Origin of the sequence: Nonomuraea sp. NPDC005650, assembly GCF_040605375.1 — a bacterium.
Taxonomy (GTDB): domain Bacteria; phylum Actinomycetota; class Actinomycetes; order Streptosporangiales; family Streptosporangiaceae; genus Nonomuraea.
In genome coordinates this window covers 35025-57610 of the sequence record NZ_JBEXCR010000014.1, presented here as the reverse complement: position 1 = coordinate 57610, position 22586 = coordinate 35025, and the positions used below count along the sequence as shown (strand labels likewise).

General features: G+C 71.7%; 18 protein-coding genes. 3 read left to right on the top strand and 15 right to left on the bottom strand.

What is annotated here, in order from left to right; genetic code table 11:
• Positions 1 to 44: 44 nt before the first annotated feature.
• The 4 genes from ABZS69_RS24340 to ABZS69_RS24325 are packed head-to-tail and all read right to left on the bottom strand — an operon-like array spanning position 45 to position 3780.
• Positions 45 to 650: a VOC family protein gene (locus tag ABZS69_RS24340; protein WP_355376499.1), complete on the bottom strand. Its 606-nt coding sequence runs from the start codon at positions 648 to 650 to the stop codon at positions 45 to 47.
• Positions 651 to 692: 42 nt separating this feature from the next.
• Entirely contained in the window at positions 693 to 1514 is an 822-nt protein-coding gene (locus ABZS69_RS24335) for a carbohydrate ABC transporter permease (protein WP_355376497.1), read from the bottom strand.
• Positions 1511 to 2425: a sugar ABC transporter permease gene (locus ABZS69_RS24330; RefSeq protein ID WP_355376495.1), complete on the bottom strand. Its 915-nt coding sequence runs from the start codon at positions 2423 to 2425 to the stop codon at positions 1511 to 1513. Before ABZS69_RS24330 ends, ABZS69_RS24335 begins: the two co-directional genes overlap by 4 nt.
• Positions 2422 to 3780: an extracellular solute-binding protein gene (locus ABZS69_RS24325; RefSeq protein WP_355376493.1), complete on the bottom strand. Its 1359-nt coding sequence runs from the start codon at positions 3778 to 3780 to the stop codon at positions 2422 to 2424. The genes ABZS69_RS24330 and ABZS69_RS24325 overlap by 4 nt, the downstream gene beginning before the upstream one ends.
• 87 nt (positions 3781 to 3867) lie before the next feature.
• Between ABZS69_RS24325 and ABZS69_RS24320 the strand changes: the two genes are divergently transcribed.
• Positions 3868 to 5040 carry an ROK family transcriptional regulator gene (locus ABZS69_RS24320; RefSeq protein WP_355376491.1) on the top strand — a complete coding sequence of 391 codons (1173 nt, stop codon included), beginning with the start codon at positions 3868 to 3870 and terminating at the stop codon, positions 5038 to 5040.
• Here the strand turns inward: ABZS69_RS24320 and ABZS69_RS24315 are convergent.
• A complete protein-coding gene (locus ABZS69_RS24315; RefSeq protein ID WP_355376490.1) occupies positions 5037 to 8024 on the bottom strand; it encodes a glycoside hydrolase family 38 C-terminal domain-containing protein in 2988 nt (995 codons plus the stop codon). The genes ABZS69_RS24320 and ABZS69_RS24315 overlap by 4 nt on opposite strands.
• A gap of 260 nt (positions 8025 to 8284) precedes the next feature.
• Here ABZS69_RS24315 and ABZS69_RS24310 point away from each other — a divergent pair, with 260 nt between their 5' ends.
• Positions 8285 to 11998, top strand: coding sequence for a S8 family serine peptidase (locus tag ABZS69_RS24310; protein WP_355376489.1), 3714 nt, complete (start codon positions 8285 to 8287; stop codon positions 11996 to 11998).
• Here the strand turns inward: ABZS69_RS24310 and ABZS69_RS24305 are convergent.
• Positions 11983 to 12528: a helix-turn-helix domain-containing protein gene (locus tag ABZS69_RS24305; protein WP_355376487.1), complete on the bottom strand. Its 546-nt coding sequence runs from the start codon at positions 12526 to 12528 to the stop codon at positions 11983 to 11985. The two genes, ABZS69_RS24310 and ABZS69_RS24305, sit on opposite strands and share 16 nt — an antisense overlap.
• Before the next feature lie 71 nt (positions 12529 to 12599).
• On the opposite strand from ABZS69_RS24305, the gene ABZS69_RS24300 reads away from it, so the two are divergent.
• On the top strand, positions 12600 to 13403 hold the full coding sequence (locus ABZS69_RS24300) for an SDR family oxidoreductase (protein ID WP_355376485.1): 804 nt from the start codon (positions 12600 to 12602) through the stop codon (positions 13401 to 13403).
• Positions 13404 to 13457: 54 nt separating this feature from the next.
• Here the strand turns inward: ABZS69_RS24300 and ABZS69_RS24295 are convergent, their stop codons facing one another.
• From ABZS69_RS24295 to ABZS69_RS24255, 9 genes are all read right to left on the bottom strand, one after another.
• A complete protein-coding gene (locus ABZS69_RS24295; RefSeq protein WP_355376483.1) occupies positions 13458 to 14123 on the bottom strand; it encodes a sensor domain-containing protein in 666 nt (221 codons plus the stop codon).
• A gap of 72 nt (positions 14124 to 14195) precedes the next feature.
• Complete coding sequence (locus ABZS69_RS24290) at positions 14196 to 14951, bottom strand: carbon-nitrogen hydrolase family protein (protein WP_355376481.1); 756 nt, start codon at positions 14949 to 14951, stop codon at positions 14196 to 14198.
• A 25-nt stretch (positions 14952 to 14976) separates the two neighbouring features.
• Complete coding sequence (locus tag ABZS69_RS24285) at positions 14977 to 15435, bottom strand: helix-turn-helix domain-containing protein (protein ID WP_355376479.1); 459 nt, start codon at positions 15433 to 15435, stop codon at positions 14977 to 14979.
• A gap of 1 nt (position 15436) precedes the next feature.
• Entirely contained in the window at positions 15437 to 17026 is a 1590-nt protein-coding gene (locus ABZS69_RS24280) for an ABC transporter ATP-binding protein (RefSeq protein ID WP_355376478.1), read from the bottom strand.
• The gene (locus tag ABZS69_RS24275; protein ID WP_355376476.1) at positions 17023 to 18084 is read right to left on the bottom strand and encodes a serine hydrolase domain-containing protein; all 1062 of its coding nucleotides are present in this window, start codon (positions 18082 to 18084) and stop codon (positions 17023 to 17025) included. The genes ABZS69_RS24280 and ABZS69_RS24275 overlap by 4 nt, the downstream gene beginning before the upstream one ends.
• Positions 18081 to 19244, bottom strand: coding sequence for an anhydro-N-acetylmuramic acid kinase (locus tag ABZS69_RS24270; protein WP_355376474.1), 1164 nt, complete (start codon positions 19242 to 19244; stop codon positions 18081 to 18083). The genes ABZS69_RS24275 and ABZS69_RS24270 overlap by 4 nt, the downstream gene beginning before the upstream one ends.
• Positions 19241 to 20053, bottom strand: a complete 813-nt coding sequence (locus ABZS69_RS24265; protein ID WP_355376473.1) for an ABC transporter permease — start codon at positions 20051 to 20053, stop codon at positions 19241 to 19243. Before ABZS69_RS24265 ends, ABZS69_RS24270 begins: the two co-directional genes overlap by 4 nt.
• Positions 20050 to 21000: an ABC transporter permease gene (locus tag ABZS69_RS24260; protein WP_355376471.1), complete on the bottom strand. Its 951-nt coding sequence runs from the start codon at positions 20998 to 21000 to the stop codon at positions 20050 to 20052. The genes ABZS69_RS24265 and ABZS69_RS24260 overlap by 4 nt, the downstream gene beginning before the upstream one ends.
• Complete coding sequence (locus ABZS69_RS24255; protein WP_355376469.1) at positions 21000 to 22556, bottom strand: ABC transporter substrate-binding protein; 1557 nt, start codon at positions 22554 to 22556, stop codon at positions 21000 to 21002. Before ABZS69_RS24255 ends, ABZS69_RS24260 begins: the two co-directional genes overlap by 1 nt.
• Positions 22557 to 22586 lie beyond the last annotated feature (30 nt).

The following is a 22586-nucleotide window of genomic DNA, read 5'->3' as shown; positions in this document are numbered from 1 at the left end:
GTCGACCTTCCCCACGTGATGCCCACGTGATGCCTTGGTGAAGCTCATGGATCCAGCGTGATCCCCTCGCGCCGGAGGTCCTCGACGATGCCGTCCACCAGGCGCGTGGCGACCGTGCGGCGCAGCCGCCCCTCCTCCCGCAACTCCCGTACGGCGGGCACCGGGTCGGGGTCGGCGAACAGGCGCTCGTCGGAGTAGTCCACCGGCCGGCCGGTCGGGTCGACGGTCCACCAGGAGGCCTCCATCGCGATCCCGTTCGGGTCGCTGAAGTAGATGGACCGCAGGAACCCGTGGTCGATGACGTCGGTGACCTCGCAGCCGTGCGCCTTGAGCCGGTCGCGCAGCCGGTTGAGCGCGTCCTCGTCCGGCAGGTGCAGCGACAGGTGGTCGAACTGCGCCGCCTTGGGGTACGGCACGCCGGCGGGTTTGGCGAAGCTGTCGAGCGGCTGGTCGGTGTACTCGAAGAAGGCGACGGTGTTACCCGGCGCCACCTCGAAGAAGTAGTGCTTGAACGCGGGGATGGCGAGGGTGGTGACGAGGCGGGCGTCGAGCACGCCGTGCCAGAATCGCACGGTGGCGTCCATGTCCGCGGTCACCAGGGCAAGGTGGTGCACGCCGCGCCAGTGCACCGTGTCCGGGGTCGCAGCCATGCCTCAACCGTACGCCTTTCAACTACCTCTGGTAAGCCACCGTCAGCCCTTCACCGAACCGGCGAAGCTGAAGGAGCTGGCGAGGTATTTGTTGACGGCCACGTAAAGGACCACGGCCGGCGCCGTGTAGAGAATCGAGAAGGCGGCGAGCTGTCCGTAGGCCACCTGCCCGTACTGCGAGAAGAACGTGAAGATCGTGACCGCCGCCGGCTGCTTCTCCGGGGTGTCCAGCAGGACGAAGGGGGCGAAGAAGTTCCCCCACTGGCCGACGAAGACGAAGATGGCCACCACGGCGATCCCCGGGGCCATCAGCGGGCCCACCACCGCCGTCAGCGAGCGGAACCAGCCGGCGCCGTCCACCCAGGCGGCCTCCTCCAGGTTCACCGGCACCCCGTCCATGAAGTTCTTCATCATCCAGATCGAGAACGGCAGCGCGCTCGCCGTCAGGAAGAGCACCATGGCCGGCACGGAGCCGTACAGGTTGAAGCGGAAGAACATCGCGTAGACCGGCACGAGGATCGCCGTCACAGGCAGGCCCGTGGTGAACAGCAGGGTCAGCATGAAGTGGCGGCGGTAGCGGAGCTGGTAGCGCGACAGCGGGTACGCGGCCAGGCCCGCCACCAGGACCGTCAGCACCGCCGTCGAGCCCGAGATGACGATCGAGTTGATCAGCGGCAGGATGATCGTGTCCCAGGTCAGGACGGCCTTGAAGTTCTCCAGCGAGAACGTGGGCGTCGGCTGGGCGGTCAGGCTCGCCCCGGGCTGGAAGGAGGCGACCACGATCCACAGGAACGGGCCCAGGAAGGCCAGGGTGATGAGCGCCAGGGACAGCAGGGCGGCGGCGCGGGCGGCGAGCCTCGTCATGCGTCCTCCACCTTGATCAGGCGCAGGTAGACCAGGGAGAACAGCGCGCCGATGACCAGCATGACCAGCGCGATCGCCGAGCCGTAGCCGATCTCGAAGTAGCGGAACGCCTGCTCGTACATGTACAGCGGCGTCGTCTGGCTGGCCGTGCCCGGCCCGCCGCCCGTCAGGGCGTAGATGAGGCCGAAGCTGGCCAGGGTCTGCAGCGTGATCAGCATGAGGTTGGCCATGATGGAGCGGCGGATCAGCGGCAGCGTGATGTGCAGGAGCCGGCGGCCGGGGCCGGCGCCGTCCACGGCAGCGGCCTCCACCAGGTCGGCGGGCACCTCCGAGAGGGCGGCCGAGTAGACGAGCATGGAGAAGGCGGTGCCGCGCCAGATGTTGGCCAGGATCACCGCCAGCATGGGAGCCGTGTAGAGCCACTCCTGGGAGATGCCCAGGACCCGGTTGAGCGTGCCCTCCTCGGCCAGGAACGAGTACCAGCAGGCCGCGGCCACGACCTCCGGCACCACCCAGGCGGCGATCACCACGCCGTTGACGACGCTGCGGGTCACGCGGCCGCGGCCGCGCTGGAGGAGGGCGATGATCAGGCCCAGCGTGTTCTGGCCGATGACCGCCGAGCCGATGACGAAGACGAACGTCAGGAGGAACGAGTTCAGGAAGTTCGGGTCGCCGAAGAGCTTGACGAAATTGGCCAGGCCCACGAACTGCGAGTGAACCGAGGCCGAGCCCGTCAGCGTCTCGTTGGTGAAGGCTATGTAGAGGCTCCACAGGATCGGCCCCGCCAGGAAGAGCGCGAGCAGGACCAGGGCGGGGCCCAGGGGGAGGAGCCAGCGCAGGGCGCCCCGCCGTGCCGAGCCGCGTACCGGGCGGCTCGTCACGGGCGGGGGCGGGGCGGTCACGATCGTCATCGCGCGAGGACCTTGTCGGGGCCGCCGACCGCGGCCGGGAGCGCCTTGGCGTAGCTTGCGGTGGCCTCCTCAGGGCTCTGCGAGCCGGTCACGACCGCCTCCATGGCCTCCTGGACCTGGGCCGAGACCTTCGGGTACACCTCGTACGCGGGCCGGTAGTGGGTGACGGAGGCCAGGTCGGTCCAGAACTTGACGGCCGGGTTGTCGGCGCTGTACTTCGGGTCGGCGGCCACGTCCTTGCGGGCGGTCAGGTCACCGGTGCCGACCGAGTAGGCCATCGAGTTCTCCTTGTTCGTGGCCGTCGTGATGAAGTCGAACGCCTCCTGCTTGTGCTTGGTGTACGCGCTCATCGCCATGACCCAGCCGCCCGACATGCTGACCGCGCCGGGCGATTCGCCGTTCTGCGTCGGCATGGGCGTCCAGCCGATCTTCTGCGTCCACTCGGGCCACGGCTTGGTGCCGGTCGGCCGCCAGGCCGAGCCGGCCCACGCCCCGTCGAGGGAGATGCCGAGCTTGGCGGCGGGGAACCACTCCATGGTCACCTTGTCGCCGAGCTTGGGGTTGTGGGCGTCGGCCTGCTTCGGGCCGAGCTCCTCCCGGAAAACGGTGTTGACGAAGGTCAGGGCGTCGGTGAAGTTCTTGCCGCCGGCCACCCACTTCTTCTGCGCGTCGTCGTACAGGGTGCCGCCGGGGGTGCCGTACAGGAGCATCTCGAAGCCCTGCATGGTCGCCGCCTCGCCGTGGATCTTCGTCGCGTACATGCTGAACGGGATGACGCCGGGCAGCTTCTGCTTGATCGTGCGGGCCGCGGTGAGCACGTCGTTCCAGGTCTTCGGCTCCCACGGCACCGGCAGGCCGGCCTTGGCGAAGACGTCCTTCTGGTACCAGAGGCCGCGCGTGTCCGTGCTGATGGGCACGCCGTAGATCTTGCCGTCGCCGCCCTTGGCGGCCTGCTTGACCGAGTCGGGGAACTGGGTGCCCCAGTCGGGCCACTTGGCCAGGTAGTCGTCGAGCGGGGCCAGCTTGCCGGCCGCGACGTCCGCGTTGACCTGGAACGTGTCGTGGTAGTAGAGGTCGGGAGCCGAGTCGGGGGAGCGGTTGAGCAGCGCCAGCTTCGTGTAGTACGCCTCGTTGTTGCCCTGGACGGGCGTGAGCTTGATCGTGACGCCGGGGTGGGCGGCCTCGTACTGCTTTTTGGCGGTGGCGAGCATCTTCTCCAGATACGGCCACGTCGTCTCGACCTTGTAGAGGACCTCGAGTTCCTTGGCGCCTGAAGTGTTCTGCGGGGTGCCGCCGCCGCATCCGGCGGCGGCTGTCAGGAGGAGAAGGAGGGAACCGGCCAGCGTACGTCTCATCACGTGCTCCCCATGTTTCCTTGGGTTTGCGGAGAACGTAAATCTTTTTGATTTACTAAGTCAACACTCTGTGGTGACATGGCTCACATGCGAGTGGGCACGAACCTGCCCAAGGTGGGGAGCTACAACCGGGCCGTGGTCCTGGAGGCGATCCAGGCGTCCGACGGCATCAGCCGGGTGCAGATCGCCGCCCGCACCCGGCTGACCGCGCAGACCGTGTCCGTGATCGTCCGCAGGCTGCTGGAGGACGGGCTCGTCGTCGAGGACGGGTCCGTGCCGTCGGGCGGGGGCAAGCCGCGGACGATCCTGCGCGTGGCCCCGGACGCCGGCTACGCGATCGGGGTGCACTTCGACCCCAAGGAGATCTCGTGCGTGCTGGCCGACCTGGCCGGGCGGCCGGTCGAGTCGCTGCGCCTGCCCGTACGGCCCGGCCTCGCGCCCGAGGCGGTGGTCCGGCGGATGGCCAGGGCCGCGCGGCGGATCCTGCGGGAGGCGGGGGTGGCGGACGGCAAGGTACTGGGGGTGGGGCTGGCCTGCCCGGGGCCGCTGGACGCGAACGGGGTGATGGTGTCGCCGCCCAGGCTGCCCGAATGGGACCAGGTGCCGATCAAGGCGCTGCTGCGCGAGCACACGCGCTTCCCGGTGACCGTGGACAACGACGCCACCGCGGCGGCGATCGGGGAGCGGTGGGCCGGGATCGCGCGGACCACGCCGAGCTTCGCCTACCTGTACCTGGGGACGGGCATCGGTGGCGGGATATTTCTGGATAACCAGGTGTATCGGGGGCGGTCGCTGAACGCGGCCGAGTTCGGGCACATCACGGTCGAGCCCGACGGGCCCGAATGCTACTGCGGCAACCGGGGCTGCGTGGAGGCGGTCTGCTGCCCGAGCGCCATCGAGGCCGCCATGGGCGGGCGCGCCTCCCACGCCGCCGTCTGCGCGGCCGCCGCCAAGGGGGAGCCCGAGGCGCGGCGGGTGATCGAACGGGTGGCGGACCGGCTGGCCGACGCTGCCGTGAGCGTGGTGAACATGCTGGACATCGACCTGATCGTGCTCGGCGGGCCCGCGCTCAGGGAGGTGGGGGAGCTCTACCGCGAGGTGATCGCGCGGGCCGTGTCGACCAGGACGCTGGCCCGGCGGCTGCACGCGGTCCGCGTGGAGACCTCGCCGATCGCGGCCGACGCCGCCGCGATCGGCGCGGCCTCACTGGTCTTCCACGCCACCTACGCGCCCCGCCTGGGCACCCTCCTCAGCGACTAGGCACGCCTCAGCCGGAGCGTGACCAGCTCGAACGGGCGCAGCGACACCGACAGCCCCTGCCCCGGCGCGCCCGTGGGGCGCTCCAGCAGGTCGGTGGCCACGACCTCGGCGACCGGGAAGCCCGGCGTCAGCGTGGCGCGGGCCCGGCCGCCCCTCGACTCGTGGAAGCGTACGATCACGTCGCCGCTCCCGTCGTCGGCCAGCTTGACCGCGGTCACCACCACGGCGTCGTCGTCCACCGTGACCAGCGGCTCCACCTCGGCCGCCGCGCCGGTCACCGGGCGCTCGGGCAGGTTGATGAAGTGGCCCTCGCGCACCGCGTCGCCGATCGTCGCGCCCGGCACGAGCGCGTGCCGGAACCGGTGCACGCCCTGGTCGGTCTCCGGGTCGGGGAAGCGCGGGGCGCGCAGCAGCGAGACGCGCACGGTGGTGGTCGTGCCCGAGTCCGGGCGCACGGCCCGGGTGACGTCGTGGCCGTAGGTCGAGTCGTTGACCAGCGCGACGCCCCAGCCCGGCTCCTCCACGTGCACGAAGCGGTGGTTGCACGCCTCGAACTTGGCCGCCTCCCAGCTCGTGTTGGTGTGCGTGGCGCGGTAGGAGTGGCCGTACTGGCTCTCGGAGGCGTACCGGTCGGCGCGCACGTCCAGCGGGAACGCCAGCTTGAGGAACTTCTCCGTCTCGTGCCAGTCGACCTCGGTCAGGATGTCCAGCCGCCCGCCGGCCAGCGTGAGCACCTGCGTCACCGTGGACGACCCGAACGAGCGCCGGATCCGGACCGAGTCGCCGTCGAGGCTCACCTCGTCCGCGTCCGTCAGGTCGGTGACCGTGTTGCGGTAGAACTCGTCCACGTCCCAGGCGTCCCACTTGTTGGGGAAGTCGGGGTGGAGCTGGAGGAGGTTCGCCGCCTGGCCGGGCGGGACGGTCTCCCGGCCCGCCGTCAGATCGTAGGCGGACACGACCAGGCCGCGGGCGTCGATCGCCACCCTGAGCAGGTCGTTCTCCAGGACGAAGCCGCCGCCGTCGCGCTCGCGCACCTCCGTCCACCGCCCGCCGGAGAGGACCCGCGCGCCTCCCGCGGGCACGCCGTGGCGGGTGTGCGGGGCGCCGTTGAAGACCACCGTACGATCGCCGTCGCCGGCCAGGGCGCGCTGCGCGGTGTCGATGATCTCGTTCAGCTCCGCGGCCACCGCCTCGTACGTCCTGCGCGCCACCCGGTGCACCCACGCGATCGACGAGCCCGGCAGGATGTCGTGGAACTGGTGCAGCAGCACCGTCTTCCAGATCCGGTCGAGCCGCTCGTACGGGTACGAAGCCCCGGTGCGCACCGCCGCGGTCGCCGCCCACAGCTCGGCCTCCCTCAGCAGGGACTCGCTGCGCCGGTTGCCCTGCTTGGTCTTGGCCTGGCTGGTGAGCGTCGCGCGGTGCAGCTCCAGGTAGAGCTCGCCCACCCAGACCGGCGGGTTCGGGTACTCGGCCTCGGCCTTGGCGAAGAAGTCGGCGGGCGGCTCCCACGTGACGGCGGGCGAGCCCTCCAGGTCGCGCAGCCTGGCCGCCTTGGCGACCATCTCGCGCGTCGTGCCGCCGCCCCCGTCGCCCCAGCCCGTCGGCGCGAGCGAGTGCCGCGCGAGGCCCTTGTCCTTGAAGTTGCGGGCCGCGTGCGCCACCTCGCGGCCGGTCATCGAGCAGTTGTAGGTGTCCACCGGCGGGAAGTGCGTGAAGATCCGCGTCCCGTCGATGCCCTCCCACAGGAACGTGTGGTGCGGGAACGTGTTCGTCTGGCTCCACGAGATCTTCTGCGTGAGCAGCCGCTTCGACCCGGCCGCCCTGATGATCTGCGGCAGCCCCGCTGCGAACCCGAACGTGTCCGGCAGCCACACCTCCTCGTTGTCGACGCCGAACTCGTCGATGAAGAACCGCTTGCCGTGCACGAACTGCCGGGCCATCGCCTCGGAGCCGGGCATGTTCGTGTCGGACTCCACCCACATGCCGCCCGCCGGGACGAACCGGCCCGCGGCCACCGCCTTGGTCACCTTCGCCCACACCTCGGGGCGGTGCTCCTTGATCCACGCCCACTGCTGTGCCTGCGACATCGCGAACACGAAGTCCGGCTCGTCCTCCAGGAGCGCGGTCATGTTCGCGGCGGTGCGGGCCACCTTGCGCACGGTCTCGCGCAGCGGCCACAGCCAGGCCGAGTCGATGTGCGCGTGGCCGACGGCGCTGATCCGGTGCGCCGAGGGCACCGCCGGTGACGACAGCACGCCGGTCAGCTCGGCCCGGGCGGCGGCCGCCGTGCCGTTGACGTCCTGGAGATCGACGGCGTCCAGCGCGCGGTCCAGGGCCCGCAGCAGCTCCCAGCGGCGGGTGCCGTCGGCGGGCAACTCCAGCATCAGCTCGCCCAGCACCTCCAGGTCCATCACGAGCTGCCACACGGTCTCGTCGAAGACGGCCAGGTCCATGCGGGCCAGCCGGTACAGCGGGTCGCCGCCGGCCGTCTCCTTGTCGCCCAGGTGCGTCGGCTGGAACGGCGGATGGCCGAGGATGACCGGGTTGGAGGCGGCCTCGATGTGCAGGCGCACCCGCTCGCCGCCTTCGACGGGGGAGCCGATGCGTACCCACTGGTTGCGCGGGTTGAGGCCCTTCACCGGCGAGCCGTCGGGGCGGTAGACCAGGCCCTCGCTCTGGAAGCCCGGCGAGTGCTCGTTGAAGCCCAGGTCGAGGATGGCCTCCACGGTCCTGCCCGCCCACGCGGCGGGCACCGTGCCGGTGACCGTGAACCAGCTCGTGCCCCATGGAGCACCCCACGCGGTGCCGGGCGCGATCGGCTCGGGCGTCGCCGCGAGCCCCTCCGCGACCGGCACGGGCTCGCCGGGCGCGTGCCAGACGGCCACCTCCAGCGGGACGGACTCGGGATAGACGGCCGGGCGGATGCGCTCGTCCAGCACCCGCCGCAGGCGGGCCTCGACCAGGTTTCGGTCATCGTGCATGTCAGGCGGCTCCCCACGGAAAGTCGAAAGATCAGCCTTTAGCACGTTAAGCAACTTGATCGCGCCCGGCAATGCACGCGCCGGTCACCTCAGCAAGGACCTGAGCTCGCCGGTGGCGGATTCCCGACAAGTCGGGATCTAGCCACGCCAATGCCATAGACAACGCCCCATCCGGATGGCTAGGAATTCGGTATTCGTGCTAACCGATTTTCTGGAGGTCGTCCATGGGGCGATGGCGGGTTGCGGCCGTCTCCATGGTCATGGTCGCATCGTTAGTCTCGGCACCCGGCGCCCACGCGGGCGCCGAAGCGGCCGGAGCGCCGACGGCGTTCACGAGCGCCCAGGCCGGCGGCGAGATCACCTTGATCACCGGTGACCAGGTGCAGGTGCGGGCCGTGGACGGCGAGCACCGCGCGGTCACGGTCACCCCCGCGCCGCGGGCGGACGGCTCGGTGCCGACGTTCCAGGTGCTGGAGACCGACACCGGCATGACCGTCATCCCCGACGACGTCGCCGCGCTGGTGCCCGACCGGCTCGACACCGCGCTGTTCGACGTCACCGGGCTGGCCGAGCAGGGCTACGGCGACGGCGCCATCCCGCTCATCCTCACCTACGAGGGCAACAGCGCGAGGTCGGCCGTCCCCGCCGTCAAGCAGACCCGCACGCTGGAGAGCATCGGCGGCGCGGGCGTGTCGGTGGACACGCGGGACGCCGCGGCGTTCGGGGCCGAGCTGGCCAAGCTGGCCACCCCGAGCCTGAGGGCGGCGGGCCCGCTGGCGGGCGTGCGGAAGATCTGGCTCGACCGCAAGGTGAAGCCGGACCTGGAGCAGAGCGTGCCGCAGATCGGCGCCCCCGAGGCGTGGGCGGCCGGGTACGACGGCACCGGCACGACCGTGGCCGTCCTGGACACCGGCGTGGACGCCGCGCACGCCGACCTCGCGGGCAAGGTCGCGGACCAGCGCGACTTCACCGGCCAGAGCGTCACCGGCGACCCCCACGGGCACGGCACCCACGTCGCCAGCACCATCGCGGGCACGGGCGCGGGCGGCGTCGGCAAGGGCGTCGCGCCCGGCGCGCGGCTGCTCAACGGCCGCGTGCTCGACGCCGACGGCTACGGCCAGCTGTCGTGGATCATCGACGGCATGGAGTGGGCGGCCGGCGAGAAGCACGCCGAGGTCGTCAACATGAGCCTGGGCAGCCGCGAGCCCGGCGGCCCGCTGACCGCGGCGGTGACGCAGCTCAGCAGGCAGTACGGCACCCTGTTCGTGGTCGCCGCCGGCAACGACGGCTGTGACCAGTGCGTGGGCGCCCCCGGCGACGCCCCCGAGGCGCTGACCGTCGGCGCGGTGGACAAGAAGGACGCGCTGGCGCCGTTCTCCAGCAGGGGCCCGATCGTGGCCGACCTGTCCGTCAAGCCCGACGTCACCGCCCCCGGCGTGGACATCACCGCCGCCAAGGCGGGCGGCGGCAGCCTCACGCTGTCCGGCACCTCGATGGCCACCCCGCACGTCGCTGGCGCGGCGGCGCTGCTGCGCCAGGCCCGCCCGGGGATCGCCGCGAACGAGCTGAAGTCGCTGCTCATGACCACCGCCAGGCCGGGCGGGGACATCCCCGTGGACGCGCAGGGCGCGGGCCGCATCGACGTGGCCGCCGCGCTCAAGGGCTCGGTCGTGGCCTCGACGGGCTCGGCGAGCTTCGGCAAGCTCACCACCGGCGAGCGGAAGAGCCTCACCGTGGGCTACCACAACCTCGGACAGGCGCCCGCCGAGCTGGACCTGTCGGCCGGCGACGCGTTCACCGTCGAGCCGGCCGAGCTCACCGTGCCCGCCGGTGGGAAGGCCGAGGTGACGGTCACGGCCAAGGCCGCCGAGAGCGGGCTGGTGCGCCAGGAGCTGACGGCCGCCGTCGCGGGCGGCAGCCCGGTCCGCACTCTGCTGACCGCCAGTGTCGACGAGAAGCGGGTCGAGCTCCGCGTACGGGGCATCGCCCGGGACGGCCGCACCGGCCGAGGCGGGTTCACCGTGCTCAACCTGGACGAAGGCACCCTGGTCGGCCGCCTGCTCCCCGGCGACGCGACCCAGCCCTGCACCGACCAGAAGTACGGCACCGGCACCTGCCTGCTGGTCAAGCCCGGCACCTACTCCGTGCTCGGCCACATCTTCACCATGCCCGCCACGCAGGACAGCACCGCCGGCGGCAAGCCGCTCAACGAGAGCCTGCTCGGCGACCCGGAAATGAAGATCACGGAGAACACCGAGGTCGTGCTGGACGCCCGCAAGGCGGTCGAGGTGAAGATCGAGACGCCCGACCACAAGACCAAGCGGAACACCGGCGCCGCCGGGGCCCTCATGTGGTACCGCTCCAGCGAGCAGGGCACCGCGCTGCGCGGCGGCACCACCATCACGCCCGGCGGGCAGATCGAGGAGCGCCTGTTCGTCCAGCCCACCAGGAAGGTCACCAAGGGCGTCTTCACCGTCGCCACCCGCTGGCGGCTGGCGGCCCCCGAGATCGAGCTGTCCACACCCGGCCTGGACCTGGAGCCGCAGTACGTCGACCCGGTCCAGTTCAGCGACTTCTCCACCGAGTACCCGCGCCTGGACGGCACCAAGCTGCTCATGGCCGTGGACGCGGGCCGGGGCAGCGCCGAGGAGATCAAGGCCCGCGACCTGCGCGGCAAGCTCGCCGTCATCCGCCGCACCGACGGCGTGCCCGTCTCCACCCAGTCCAACGCCGCCGCGGCCGCCGGGGCGAAGATGGTGGCCGTCTACAGCGACCAGCCGGGGGCCGACGTCACCACTGGTGGTAACAGGGTCAAGCTCGCCGTCCCGACCGTGCGCCTGACGCACGAGGAGGGGCTGAAGCTGGTCGAGCGGCTGCGCCGCCTGCCCGTGCCGATCCTGGCCAAGGGCGTCGTCGCCAGCCCGTACGTCTACGACCTCTACCTGCGCGAGAAGGGCCGCGTACGCGACTCCCTCACCTACGTGGTCAGGACGAGGTCGCTGGCCAGGATCGAGACCGGCTACCACAGCCAGCTGGCCGACGACGTGACGATGAACGAGGCCAGGTTCGTCTTCGAGCCGTGGGACACCTCGTCCATCTCCACGAACCTCCCCCTGGCCAAGACGCCGCGCACCCGTACGGACTACGTCACCCCCGACCCCGAGCTGAAGTGGAGCACGTCGGCGGGCAGCCCCGAGCGGTCCTACAACAACATGTGGCCGCACCCGGACACGCCGCGCGTCCTGATGTCGTCGCCGGAGTTCCGCCCCTACGAGGTGGGGGAGCGGGTCAGCCGGACGCTGTTCAAGCAGCCGGTGCTGCCCGGCGTCAACCCGCGCAACCCGCTGCGCCGGGACGGCGACCGGCTGCGCATCTCGATGCAGGGCTTCGTGGACGCCGACCGCAACTACGGCGACGCCTACACCAGCATGTTCGAGCACGGCCTGAAGACCGACTTCCGGCTCTACCAGGGCGACAAGCTGCTGCTGCAGACGAACTACCTGCCCTCGGGGTCGGGGATGCTCCCGCCGGAGCAGGGCACGTACCGGATCGAGTACGACGTCGCCAACGAGGCCGAGTGGGCCAGGCTGTCCACCCGCACGCGGGCGGTGTGGACGTTCGGCTCGGAGCACACCACGGAGACGACGGTGGTCCCGCTGCTGCTGGCCTCCTTCGACGCGCCCGTGGACCTGAAGAACCAGGCCAGGTCACAACGGCTCGGCCTGTCGCTCTACCACCAGGAGGGCGCGCCGCAGAGCGCGGTCAAGGACGTCTCGCTGGAGGTGTCGTACGACGACGGCGCCACCTGGAAGCCGGCCCGCCTGCGTGACAAGGGAGACCGGGCCTACGAGACGACGGTCGGCCGCCAGGGAGCGGCATCGCCGTCCGGCTTCGTCTCGCTGCGGCTGAAGGCCTCCGACGTCAACGGCAACACCCTGTCGCAGGAGGTGATCCGCGCCTACGCGGTGCGCTGAACGCCGTGCATGAGGGTGTCGATCACCCTCGTGGCCAGCGCGTCGGGATCGGAGCCTGGGGGAGAGCCGTGCGCGGCCTCCCCCAGCAGCGCGAGATAGACCTGCCGGGCCCAGACGAGGTCGGCGTCCGGGCCCAGCAGCTTGCCGAACACCGCCTCGCACAGCTCCATCACCTCGGCCTGCACCGCCTGCGCCCGCTTGCTGAGCGGCACCTGGCGGGCCAGCGTGAACCGCCAGCCGGGCTTGATCTGCAGGATGTTGGCCGTGGCCTGGTGGAGCGCCACCTGGGCGGGCGCGGTGTGCGGGCGGGCGGCGTGCACGGCCTCCTGGATCTCCTGCCACGCGGCCACCTCCATGGCCTCGATCAGCGCCTCCCGGCTGGCGAACCTGCGGTGAACGGTGGCCCTGGCCACGCCCGCCGCCTCGGCGACCTGCTCCATCGTGGCCACCGGATTGGCGCTGAGCACGTCTTCCGCCGCCGCCATGATCGCGCGCATGCTGCGCTCGGCGTCGGCCCGCAGTCTTCCCATGAAGGAGACGGTACAGCCAATAACTGAGACGAAAAGTTGCAGATCCATTAGAACCTGCTACTTTCTAACTCATGACTTACGCACTTGTCACCGGAGCCTCCTCCGGGATCGGCGCCGAGTTCGCGCGTCAGCTGGCCGCCCGCGGGCACGACCTGGTGCTGGTCGCCAGGTCCGGCCCCGCGCTGGAAACCCTCGCCGCCGCGCTGCGCCAGGCCCACGGGGTCCGGGCCGAGGTGCTCGTCCAGGACCTGTCCGCCCCCGACGCGGCCACGCGCGTCGCCGAGGAGGTGGCCGCCCGCGGGATCGCCGTCGAGCTGCTCGTCAACAACGCCGGCTTCGGCACGGCCGGGCACTTCGCGCAGATCGCGCCGGAGCGCGAGCACGAGGAGCTCATGGTCAACGTCGTCGCGCTGGTGGGGCTGACGCACGCGTTCCTACCGGGCATGCTCGCCCGCGGCTCCGGCGGCGTGGTGAACGTGGGCTCCACGGCCGGTTTCAACGTCGCCCCGTACTTCGCGACCTACGCCTCGTCCAAGACGTTCGTGCTCAACTTCAGCCTCGCGCTCTGGAGCGAGCTGCGCGGCAGCGGCGTGAAGGTGCTGGCGGTCGCGCCGGGGCCGGTCGAGACCCCGTTCTTCGACAAGATCGGCACCAGGCAGGCGGCCATCGGCGCCAAGCCCGCCGCCCCCGAACTGGTCGTCGCCTCGGCTCTGCGCGCGCTCGACCGCGACCGCGGCTACGTGGTCCCCGGCGGCGGCAACCTGGGCCTGGCCCACCTGATGCCGCGCCGCCCGCGCAAGCTCCTGGCCCTCATCGGCCGCCAGGTAACCCGCCAGGTCGCCGACGCCCTCACGCCCTCCCCCGGACGTGGATGAGGCCGCCTGGTCCGCGCTCGGGCGGGACACAGGCGGCCGTGGGGACGGGGCGGGTCACCGGCCGGCGAGCCAAGCCTGCTCCTGGGTGACGGCGGGCTCCTGCGGGAAGGCGGCCCGGGTGAGCAGGCTCTGCGCCACGCCCGCCTTGAACAGGGCGGCCATCCGGACCACCGGCACCAGGGTCAGGGCGAACAGGACGCCCGCCACGGTGTTGACGATCACGAACGTCGTGGGGTCGTCGTAGAACCCGAGCCATTCGGGCACGCCGTCGCCGACGCCCGGGATCCGGGCGATCGCCCAGCCGTAGAGGGGGAAGGTCAGGCCGGCCGCGGCCCCGATCCACCACGTGGCGGTCAGGACGAAGGAGACCAGCGCGAACGGGAACGCGATGATCCCGTGCAGCAGGTCCATCCACGCCTGCCCGCTGGCCAGGGGGTTCATCGTGCGGCGGAACCAGCCCGCGCCCTCGGGGGCGGGCGTGTACGGCGGGCGGGCGACGCGGTGGCCGAGCACGCCGGGCAGCGCGACGCGTTCGAGGTCGGCCAGGTGCCGGGAGGCGGCGGCGGTCGCGGCGAGCACGGGCAGGCCGACGAAGGCGACGGCCGCGCCCAGGCCGGCCGAGACCCCGACGACGGTGACGCTGAACGAGGCGAGGGCCAGGGGGAGGCCGAGCAGGGTGTAGCGGGTGTCGGTGGCGAGTCTGCGCTGGAGGGCTCTCATGGGAAGAACGCTACGGACCGGGGCCGGGCCGGATCGAACCTGCGCGCGGCCCAATCCATGGTAGGGACAGCCCTACCGGAAGCCGCGGTCCGCGCGGTCGCGGCGGAAGGCGTCCAGGCGGTCGAAGTCCAGGTCGTGGGCGGCGACCGGCGCGTCGCCCGTGCCGGTGAAGAAGCCGGCGCGGGTCCGCGGGCAGGGGTCGGCGAACCCGGCGACCCCCGCGCAGGGATGCCCGTGGTAGGTGGTCTCGTGGTGCCAGTCGCTCACGGCCACGTACGTCATGAACTCGTACGCCCGCGCCACGGTCATGTGCTGCCACAGCTCGCGCGCCGGGGCGGGACCGTCCCAGCGGGTGACCGAGAAGGCCGGCACCAGCACCGCGTCGAGGCCGTCGCGCCCGGCCAGGCTGGCCGAGTACCACAGGTCGGCGCAGAGCAGGACGTGCAGGCGGCGGCCGTTCAGCTCGAAGCCGTCGCCCGGGAGGCCGGGGACCACGCCTGAGCGCAGTTCGAGCCCGTAGGGGTGGACCTTGTCGTACTCGGTCAGCAGCCCGCCCCCGGCGTCGAAGGCCGCGCCCCGGTTGACGGCGCCGTTGACCGGGCCATTGACCGGGCCGTCGTAGTGGGATCCGCCCACGACCGCCATCCCCGCCCCCTTGGCCAGGGCGCGCACCCTGGCCAGGTATTCGGCCCGCGGCAGGGTCGCCCCCACCAGCTCGGGCAGGAGCGCCACGTCCCCCGAGTGCCCGGTGAGGAGCTCCTCGATCGCGTCGAAGTTGGCGTGGCCGTCGGGGGACCAGTGAGGGGGCTGAACCAGGAGGATCTTCACCCCTCCACTGTGACGGGTGGACGACCTATTGGGGCTGGTGTACGCGTATAACGGACATGTCCTCTACGTGAACGGGCTCGCGGCAGTGCGCGCACACCATGAGCGGCTCCAGCGCCTCGCCGCAGCTGTGCCGCCACACCGTCGGCGGCTCGCCCCGCGTGACGTAGCGGTCGCCCCAGTCCATGAGCGACAGCAGCACCGTGTGCAGCGCCCGCCCCGCCTCGGTCAGCACGTACTCGTAGCGCGGCGGATGAGACTCGTACAGCTCGCGCTCCAGCAGCCCGACCTCCTCCAGCTTGCGCAGCCTGGCGGTGAGGATGTCGCGGCTGGCGCCGGTGTTGCGGGCGATCTGGTCGAAGCGGCGCACGCCCAGCAGGACCTCCCGCATGGCCAGCAGGCTCCAGCGCTCGCCGACGACCGCCAGCGCGTTGGCGATCGAGCATTCCCTGGGCATGCTCACCTCCGAGACAGTCTGGATTTCCAACCTACCTGCTGCCGGGGATCGCCGCGAGCAGCTCCCGGGTGTAGTCCGCGGACGGCCGGTCGAAGACGTCCTCGGCGGTGCCGCTCTCCACGATCCGCCCCTCCTTCATGACGTGCACCTCGTGCGAGATCATCCGCACCACGGCCAGGTCGTGGCTGATGAACAGGTAGCTCAGCCCCAGCTCGCGCTGCAGGCCGGCGAGCAGCTCCAGGATCTGCGCCTGCACCAGCACGTCGAGCGCCGAGACGGCCTCGTCCAGCACGACCAGCTCGGGCGAGAGCGCCAGCGCCCTGGCGATGGCCACGCGTTGGCGCTGGCCGCCGGACAGCTCGTGCGGCAGCCGGTCGGCGGTCGACGCGGGCAGCGACACCTTCTCCAGCAGCTCCGCCGCGACCTTCCTGCGCTCGGCCGGGGTGCCGACGCGGTGCACGCGCAGCGGCTCGGCGATGGACTTCCCGACCGGGTAGCGGGGGTCGAGCGAGGCGTACGGGTTCTGGAACACCGGCTGGACCCGCCGGCGGAAGGCGAACAGCTCCCGCCTGCCGAGCGCCGTCAGGTCGGTGCCGTCGAAGCGGATGCTGCCGGAGGTGAGGTCGTCGAGGCCGAGCAGCAGGTTCGCGGTGGTCGACTTGCCCGAGCCCGACTCGCCCACGATCGACACGGTACGGCCGCGCGGAATCCGGAACGAGACCGCGTCCACCGCGGTCAGCTCCTCGCCCGTGCCCCTGATCGGGAACACCTTGCGCAGGCCCTCGACCACGACCAGGTCCCCGGCCTCCTGGGCGGGCTCCGGCACGCGGACCGACGACAGGCTCGGCACGGCCCGCAGCAGCCGCCTGGTGTACTCGTGGCCGGGCTCGGCGAGGATCTCCTCCGCCCGCCCGGTCTCGACGATCCGGCCGTCGTGCATGACGGCCACCACGTCGGCCCGCTCCGCCGCCAGCGCCAGGTCGTGCGTGATGAGCAGGACGGCCGTGCCCATCTCGGCGGTGAGCCGCTCCAACTGGTCGAGGATGCGCCGCTGCACGGTCACGTCCAGCGCGGAGGTGGGCTCGTCGGCGATGAGCAGCTTCGGCCGGCAGGCCAGCCCCATGGCGATCAGCGCGCGCTGCCGCATGCCGCCGGAGAACTCGTGCGGGTACTGCCCGATCCGGCGGGCCGGGTCGGGGATGCCGACCAGGTCGAGCAGTTCGAGCACGCGGGCCCGCGCCGCCTTGCCGGTGGCCACGCCGTGGACCTCCAGCGCCTCGGCGACCTGGTCGCCGACGCGCATGAGCGGGTTGAGGTTGGACATGGGGTCCTGGGGGACCAGGCCGATGCCCGCGCCGCGGATCGCGGTCATCTCGCGGTCGCTGACCGAGGTCAGGTCGCGGCCGTCGAACACGATCCGGCCGCTGGTGACGCGGCCGTTGTCGGGCAGCAGCCGGTTGACCGCGGCGGCCGTGGTTGACTTGCCCGAGCCCGACTCGCCGACGACCGCGACGGTCTGGCCGGGCAGGATCTCCATCGAGACGCCCTTGACGACGGTGACGTCCTGCCTGCGGGTGCGGAAGGCGACCGAGAGGTCACGGATCTCCAGGAGCGGGGTCATGCGGTCCTCGATCGTTGCGTGGCGGCCTCGAGCAGGCCGGCCCAGAGGGTGTCGGTGGGGGTGGGGTCGCCCTGGACGAGCAGGCGGTTGCTCGCCAGGGCCAGGGCGATGTCACGGCCGGGCACGAAGCCGACCGCGCAGCCGACGTAACCGGGGTGGCCGAGCACGGTGACGGTCTCGTCCCACAGGCGCAGCTCGTACGTGCGGAAGCCCAGGGCCTGACCGGCGTCGGGGCCGGGGGTGAAGAACTCCCTGACCACCTCGGGCCGCCACAGCCGGTCGTACTCCTGGTACCGGGACATCGCCAGGCCGTAGGCGAGCAGGTCCGGCACGGTCGAGAAGAGCCCGGCGTGCCCGGCGACCCCGCCGAAGGCGTGGTGGGCGTTGCCGTCGGCGACCTCGCCGAGCACGGGCCCGCGCCGCCAGCGCGCGAAGTCGGAGCTGCGGTACGGCACGGGGTAGGGCCGCCCGGTGTCGAGCATGTCCATCTCGATCCGGTCGTCCAGCGCGCTCATGGCCACCTCGGGGCCCGCCGGGCGGGCGTACGAGGTCGAGCCGAGGCCGAGCGGCTCGGTGACCAGCTCGGCCACGGCCAGGTCCAGGCTCAGGCCGGTGACGGCCTCGACGATCCGGCCGAGCAGGACGAAGCCGAGGTCGGAGTAGTGGCGGGCGCGGCCGGGGCGGTAGCGCGGGGGCGGCTGCTCCGGCTGGACGTAGAGCGGCCACCACTCCCACAGCCCGCCGCGGTGCAGGAGCAGGTCCCGCACGGTGATCGCCTCGTACGAGCGGGCGAGGTACGCGCTCAGCGGCGCGTCCAGGTCCACCAGCCGGTCGGACACCAGGCGGATGAGCGCGGTCGTGGTGGCCACGACCTTCGTGACCGAGGCGAGGTCGTGGCAGGTGTCCAGGGTCATCGGCGCCTCGCCGGCGCGTTCGCCGCCCTCCCAGCGCACGGTCCGGTGACCGGAGCACTCGGTGAGGTCGAACCACGGCGTCCGCGCGGCCATGACCACCCCCGCGGGTGCGCTCGCCGGCTCCTCGCCCGAGGGCTCGCTCATCGCGTCAGCACCAGCGAGCGCGGTGGCTCGGCGACCGGCGCGGGCAACGCGAGCGGCCGCGCGCCGGGCGTCAGCGTGCCGAGGACGCGGGCCTCGCGGGCGCCGGTCCCGCCCGGCGCCGTGCCGGGCAGCCCGTGCGCGGTCAGCCAGCCGATCAGCGCGAACGCGATGGCTTCCTTGTCGTCGGAGGGGGCCCCGTAGTCGTCGGACGGCGCCACGTCCATGCCGGGCAGCGCGGCACGCAGCCCGTCCATGATCACGGGGTTGCGGCAGCCGCCGCCCGAGACGACCAGCGCGCCCACCCCGGCGGCCCGCACGTCCCGGGCCACCGTCCGCACGGTCAGCTCGGTCAGCGTCGCCACCAGGTCGGCGTCCCCTGGCGCGCTGTCCGCCCGGGCCAGGGCGGAGTCCACGTAGCCGAGGTGGAACAGCTCCTTGCCGGTGCTCTTGGGGGCCGCCAGCGCGTAGTACGGCTCCTCCAGCAGCACCTCCAGCAGCCGCTCGTCCACCCGGCCCGAGGCCGCGATCCGCCCGTCCGCGTCGAAGCCCCGCCCGTCCAGCCCCCTGCTCGTGACCACCGCGTCGATCAGCGCGTTCGCGGGCCCGATGTCGTAGGCGTACAGCTCGCCGCCGCGCACCACGGTCATGTTCGCGATGCCGCCCAGGTTGAGCGCCGCCGCCCCGCCCTCGTGGGCCCGCAGCAGCAGCCCGTCCAGCACCGACACCAGCGGCGCCCCGTGCCCGCCCGCCGTGATGTCGCGGATGCGCACGTCCGACAGCACCGGGACGCCGGTCCGCTCGGCGATCCAGGCGGGCTGGCCGATCTGCAGCGTGCCGAGCGCGTGCGTGCCCTCCACCCAGTGGAAGACGGTCTGCCCGTGCGAGACGATCAGGTCGACGGGCCCGCCCAGCGCGATCGCCGCCGCCGCGGCGTCGGCGAAGCTCTGCCCGATGAGCGTGTCGAGCACGCACATCTCGGCCAGCGTCGTCTGCGCGGGCGGCAGCGCCGCGATCAGCCGCGTCCGCAGCTCCGCCGGGTACGGCGTGCTGGCCGTGTGTCCCACCCGGCCCTCCAGCAGGCCGCCGACGAGCTCGAAGTCCACCACGGCCACGTCGATCCCGTCGTGCGACGTGCCGGAGATCATCCCTAGAATTCTCATCGTCTTCCTCGCGGGTCGAAGGTGTCACGCAGGCCGTCGCCGAGCAGGTTGAGGCCCACGACCAGCAGGACGACGAGCGCGCCAGGCGCGATCAGCGTCCATGGGGCCACGAAGACCAGACTCCGCGCCTCGAAGATCATCGAGCCCAGCGACGGCGCCGGCGGCGGCGTGCCCAGGCCGAGGAAGCTCAGCGACGCCTCGGTCAGCACCGCCCACGACAGCGACAGGGCCACCTGGACGATGACGATCGAGGTGATGTTCGGCAGGACGTGCCGGAGCATGATCTGCCAGCGGCTCATGCCGGTCGAGACGGCCGCCTTCACGTACTCGATCTCCCTGAGCGACAGCACCGGGCCCCGGGTGACGCGGACGAAGATGGGCACGTACACGATGGCGATGGCCACGGCGATGGTGAACCAGTTGCGGTCCAGCACCGACGCCAGCGACAGCGCCAGCAGCAGCGGCGGGAACGCGAACAGCACGTTCGTGACCCCGCCGATCGCGCCGTCGGCGACGCCGCGGTAGAAGCCGGACACCAGCCCGCCCAGCGTGCCCACCACGGTCGCGAACGCCACGGCGACGACCGCGATGAGCGCCGAGTTGCCGACCCCGGCCGCCACCCGGGAGAACACGTCCCGGCCGAACTGGTCGGTGCCGAACAGGTGCGCGCCGGACGGCGCGCCGAACCGCGCGGGCGGGTGCTGCGCGACCGGATCGTAGGGCAGCAGCCCGGAGTACGACAGCGCCGCCACGATCGCCAGCAGCACGAGGATCACCGCCCCCGCCACCAGGGCGGGACTCCTCCTCACGAGGCCCTCACCCTCGGGTCGATCACCCGGTAGAGCGCGTCCGTCAGCAGGTTGACCAGCACGAACGCCAGCGCGATCACCAGCACCGTGCTCTGCACGACGGCGTACTCCTTCTGCTGGATGCCCAGCAGCACCTGCCTGCCGACGCCCGGCACGGAGAAGATCTGCTCCACCACGACCGCGCCGCCGAGCAGGTAGCCGAACTGCAGGCCGGTCATGGTCACGATCGGCACGAGCGCGTTGCCCAGCACGTGCCTGACCTGCAGCCGCCGCTCCGGCACGCCCTTGGCGCGGGCGGTGCGGACGAAGTCGTCCGAGCGTACCTCCAGCACCGCCGTCCGGGTGGTGCGCAGGATCGGCGCCGCGATGCCGAAGCCGAGCACCAGCGCAGGCAGGAACATCTGCTGCAGGTTGAGCAGCGGATCGTCGAGGAGCATGGCGAAGCCCTGCCCGTTGGGGTTGAACCCGAACGACGCCGCGAAGATCGACAGCAGCGCGGTGGCCAGCAGGAACGCCGGGACCGACAGTCCCGCCAGGCTCACGAGCTGGCCGAGGGCGTCCCTGGGGGAGTTGGCCCGGGAGGCCGCCAGCGTGCCCAGCGGCACCCCGATCAGCAGCGCCAGCACGATGGAGAGCACCGCCAGCTCGAACGTCACCGGCAGCGAGTGCAGGGTCAGGTCGAGCACGCTCTGCTGCTGGCGGGCCGAGTAGCCGAAGTTCCCGGTGAACATGTTGCCCAGCCACGAGAAGAACTGCGTGATCAGCGGCTGGTCGAGCCCGTAGTACTGCTCCAGGGCCTGCCGCTGGGCGGGCGTGAGCGCCGCGGCCTCGGTGCCGAGCCCCGCCGTGATCCGGTCGCCGGGGATCGCCCGCAGCATGACGAACACGAGCACGGCCACCCCGAACAGGGTTCCGGCCGTGCTCAGGATCCGGTTGCGGACGCGCATCAGCTCACGCTGGCCGTACGGAGGTACTGCAGCGAGCCGCTGGCCATCGGCACGAAGCCCTGCACGCCGGAGGTCGTGGCGGTGTAGGTGTAGCCGGCGAACAGCCAGATCCAGGGGGCGTTCTCCTCCAGCTGCGCCGAGACCTGCTCGTAGATCGCCTTGCGGGCGGCCTGGTCGGTCGTCGCCTTGCCCTCGGCGAACAGCTTGTCCAGCTCGGGCGAGCTGTAGCCGGCGACCTTGTTCAGGTTGCCCTTGCTGGTGAAGTAGCGGCCGTAGGCGCCGTCCGGGTCGGGCCGGCCGCCGTTGAGCGCCACGGCCGCGTCGAAGTCGGCGGCCACCCAGCGGTCCACGAACGCGCCCGACTCCAGCACCTCCAGCTCCAGGTTGATCTTGGCCTCGGCGAGCTGGGCCTTGAGGTTCTGGGCCTCGTTGACCGAGGTCGCGTACTCGCCCTGGGAGACGATCGTCTTGACGGTCACCCCGCCGGGCTTGCCCGCCTTGCCCAGATACTCGGCCGCCTTGGCCAGGTCACGGGCCGGGCAGGGGCGCTTGTTCGGGTCCGACTTGAACGCGGGCGCGGTCATCGGCCCGGTCACCTCGCCCTCGCCGAGCGCGGCGGTGTCGAGCACCTGCTTGCGGTCGATCGCGCACTGGATCGCCAGGCGCACGTTGACGTCCTTGAGGTCGCCGTGCTGCGCGTTGAGCTGGAGCACGTGGTAGTTGAGCTGCGGCGTCTTGGCCACGGTGATCGTGCCGCCGCCCTGCGCGGTCTGCGCGACGAGCGGGTCGTTGAAGACCGCGAGCTGCACGTTGCCCGACTGCATGGCCGACACGATGGACGACTCGTCGGGGATGACCCGGAACTCGACCGCGGCCACCTTCGGCTTCTCCCCGCCCCAGTACGCGTCGTTCCTGGCCAGCGTGATCGACTGGCTCGCCACGCGGCCCTGCAGCTTGAACGGCCCGGTGCCGTTCGGCGTGGTGTTGAGCTTCTCCTCGGTGTCCTCGGAGGAGAGCATCGCCATGTTGACCGTGGCCAGGTTGGCGGGCAGTGCGGCGTCGGGCCCGGTCAGCTCCAGCACCACGGTGCCCGCGTCGGGCGCCTCGACCGACTTCACCGACGACAGCGACGCCCTGGCCACGGCCGCCGTCTTCTCGTCCATGATCTTGTCCAGCGACGACTTCACGTCCTGGGAGTCGAAGGCGCTGCCGTCGGCGAACGTGACGCCCTGTCTCAGCTTGAGGGTGAGCTTCTTGCCGTCGTCCGAGGGCTGCCAGGACTCGGCGAGCCCGGGGACCACGTTCAGGTCCTTGTCGAACTCCGTGAGCGTCCCGTACAGGTTCTGCAGCACGTTCACGGCCTGGAACTGGGTGGCCTTCCAGGGGAAGAGCGTGTCCGGGTCGGTGGTCACGCCGACCACGAGGGTCTTGCCGGAGGCCGCGCCGCCGGCGCCCGGGGCGGGCCCAGAGGATGAGGACGAAGATGACGAGCAGCTGGTGAGGGCGACGGACAGCGCAGCGGCGATGCCGACCGCGGAGATTGCGCCACGGGGCATGTTGGTCTCCTGGGGGGAGTTGGTCATAAA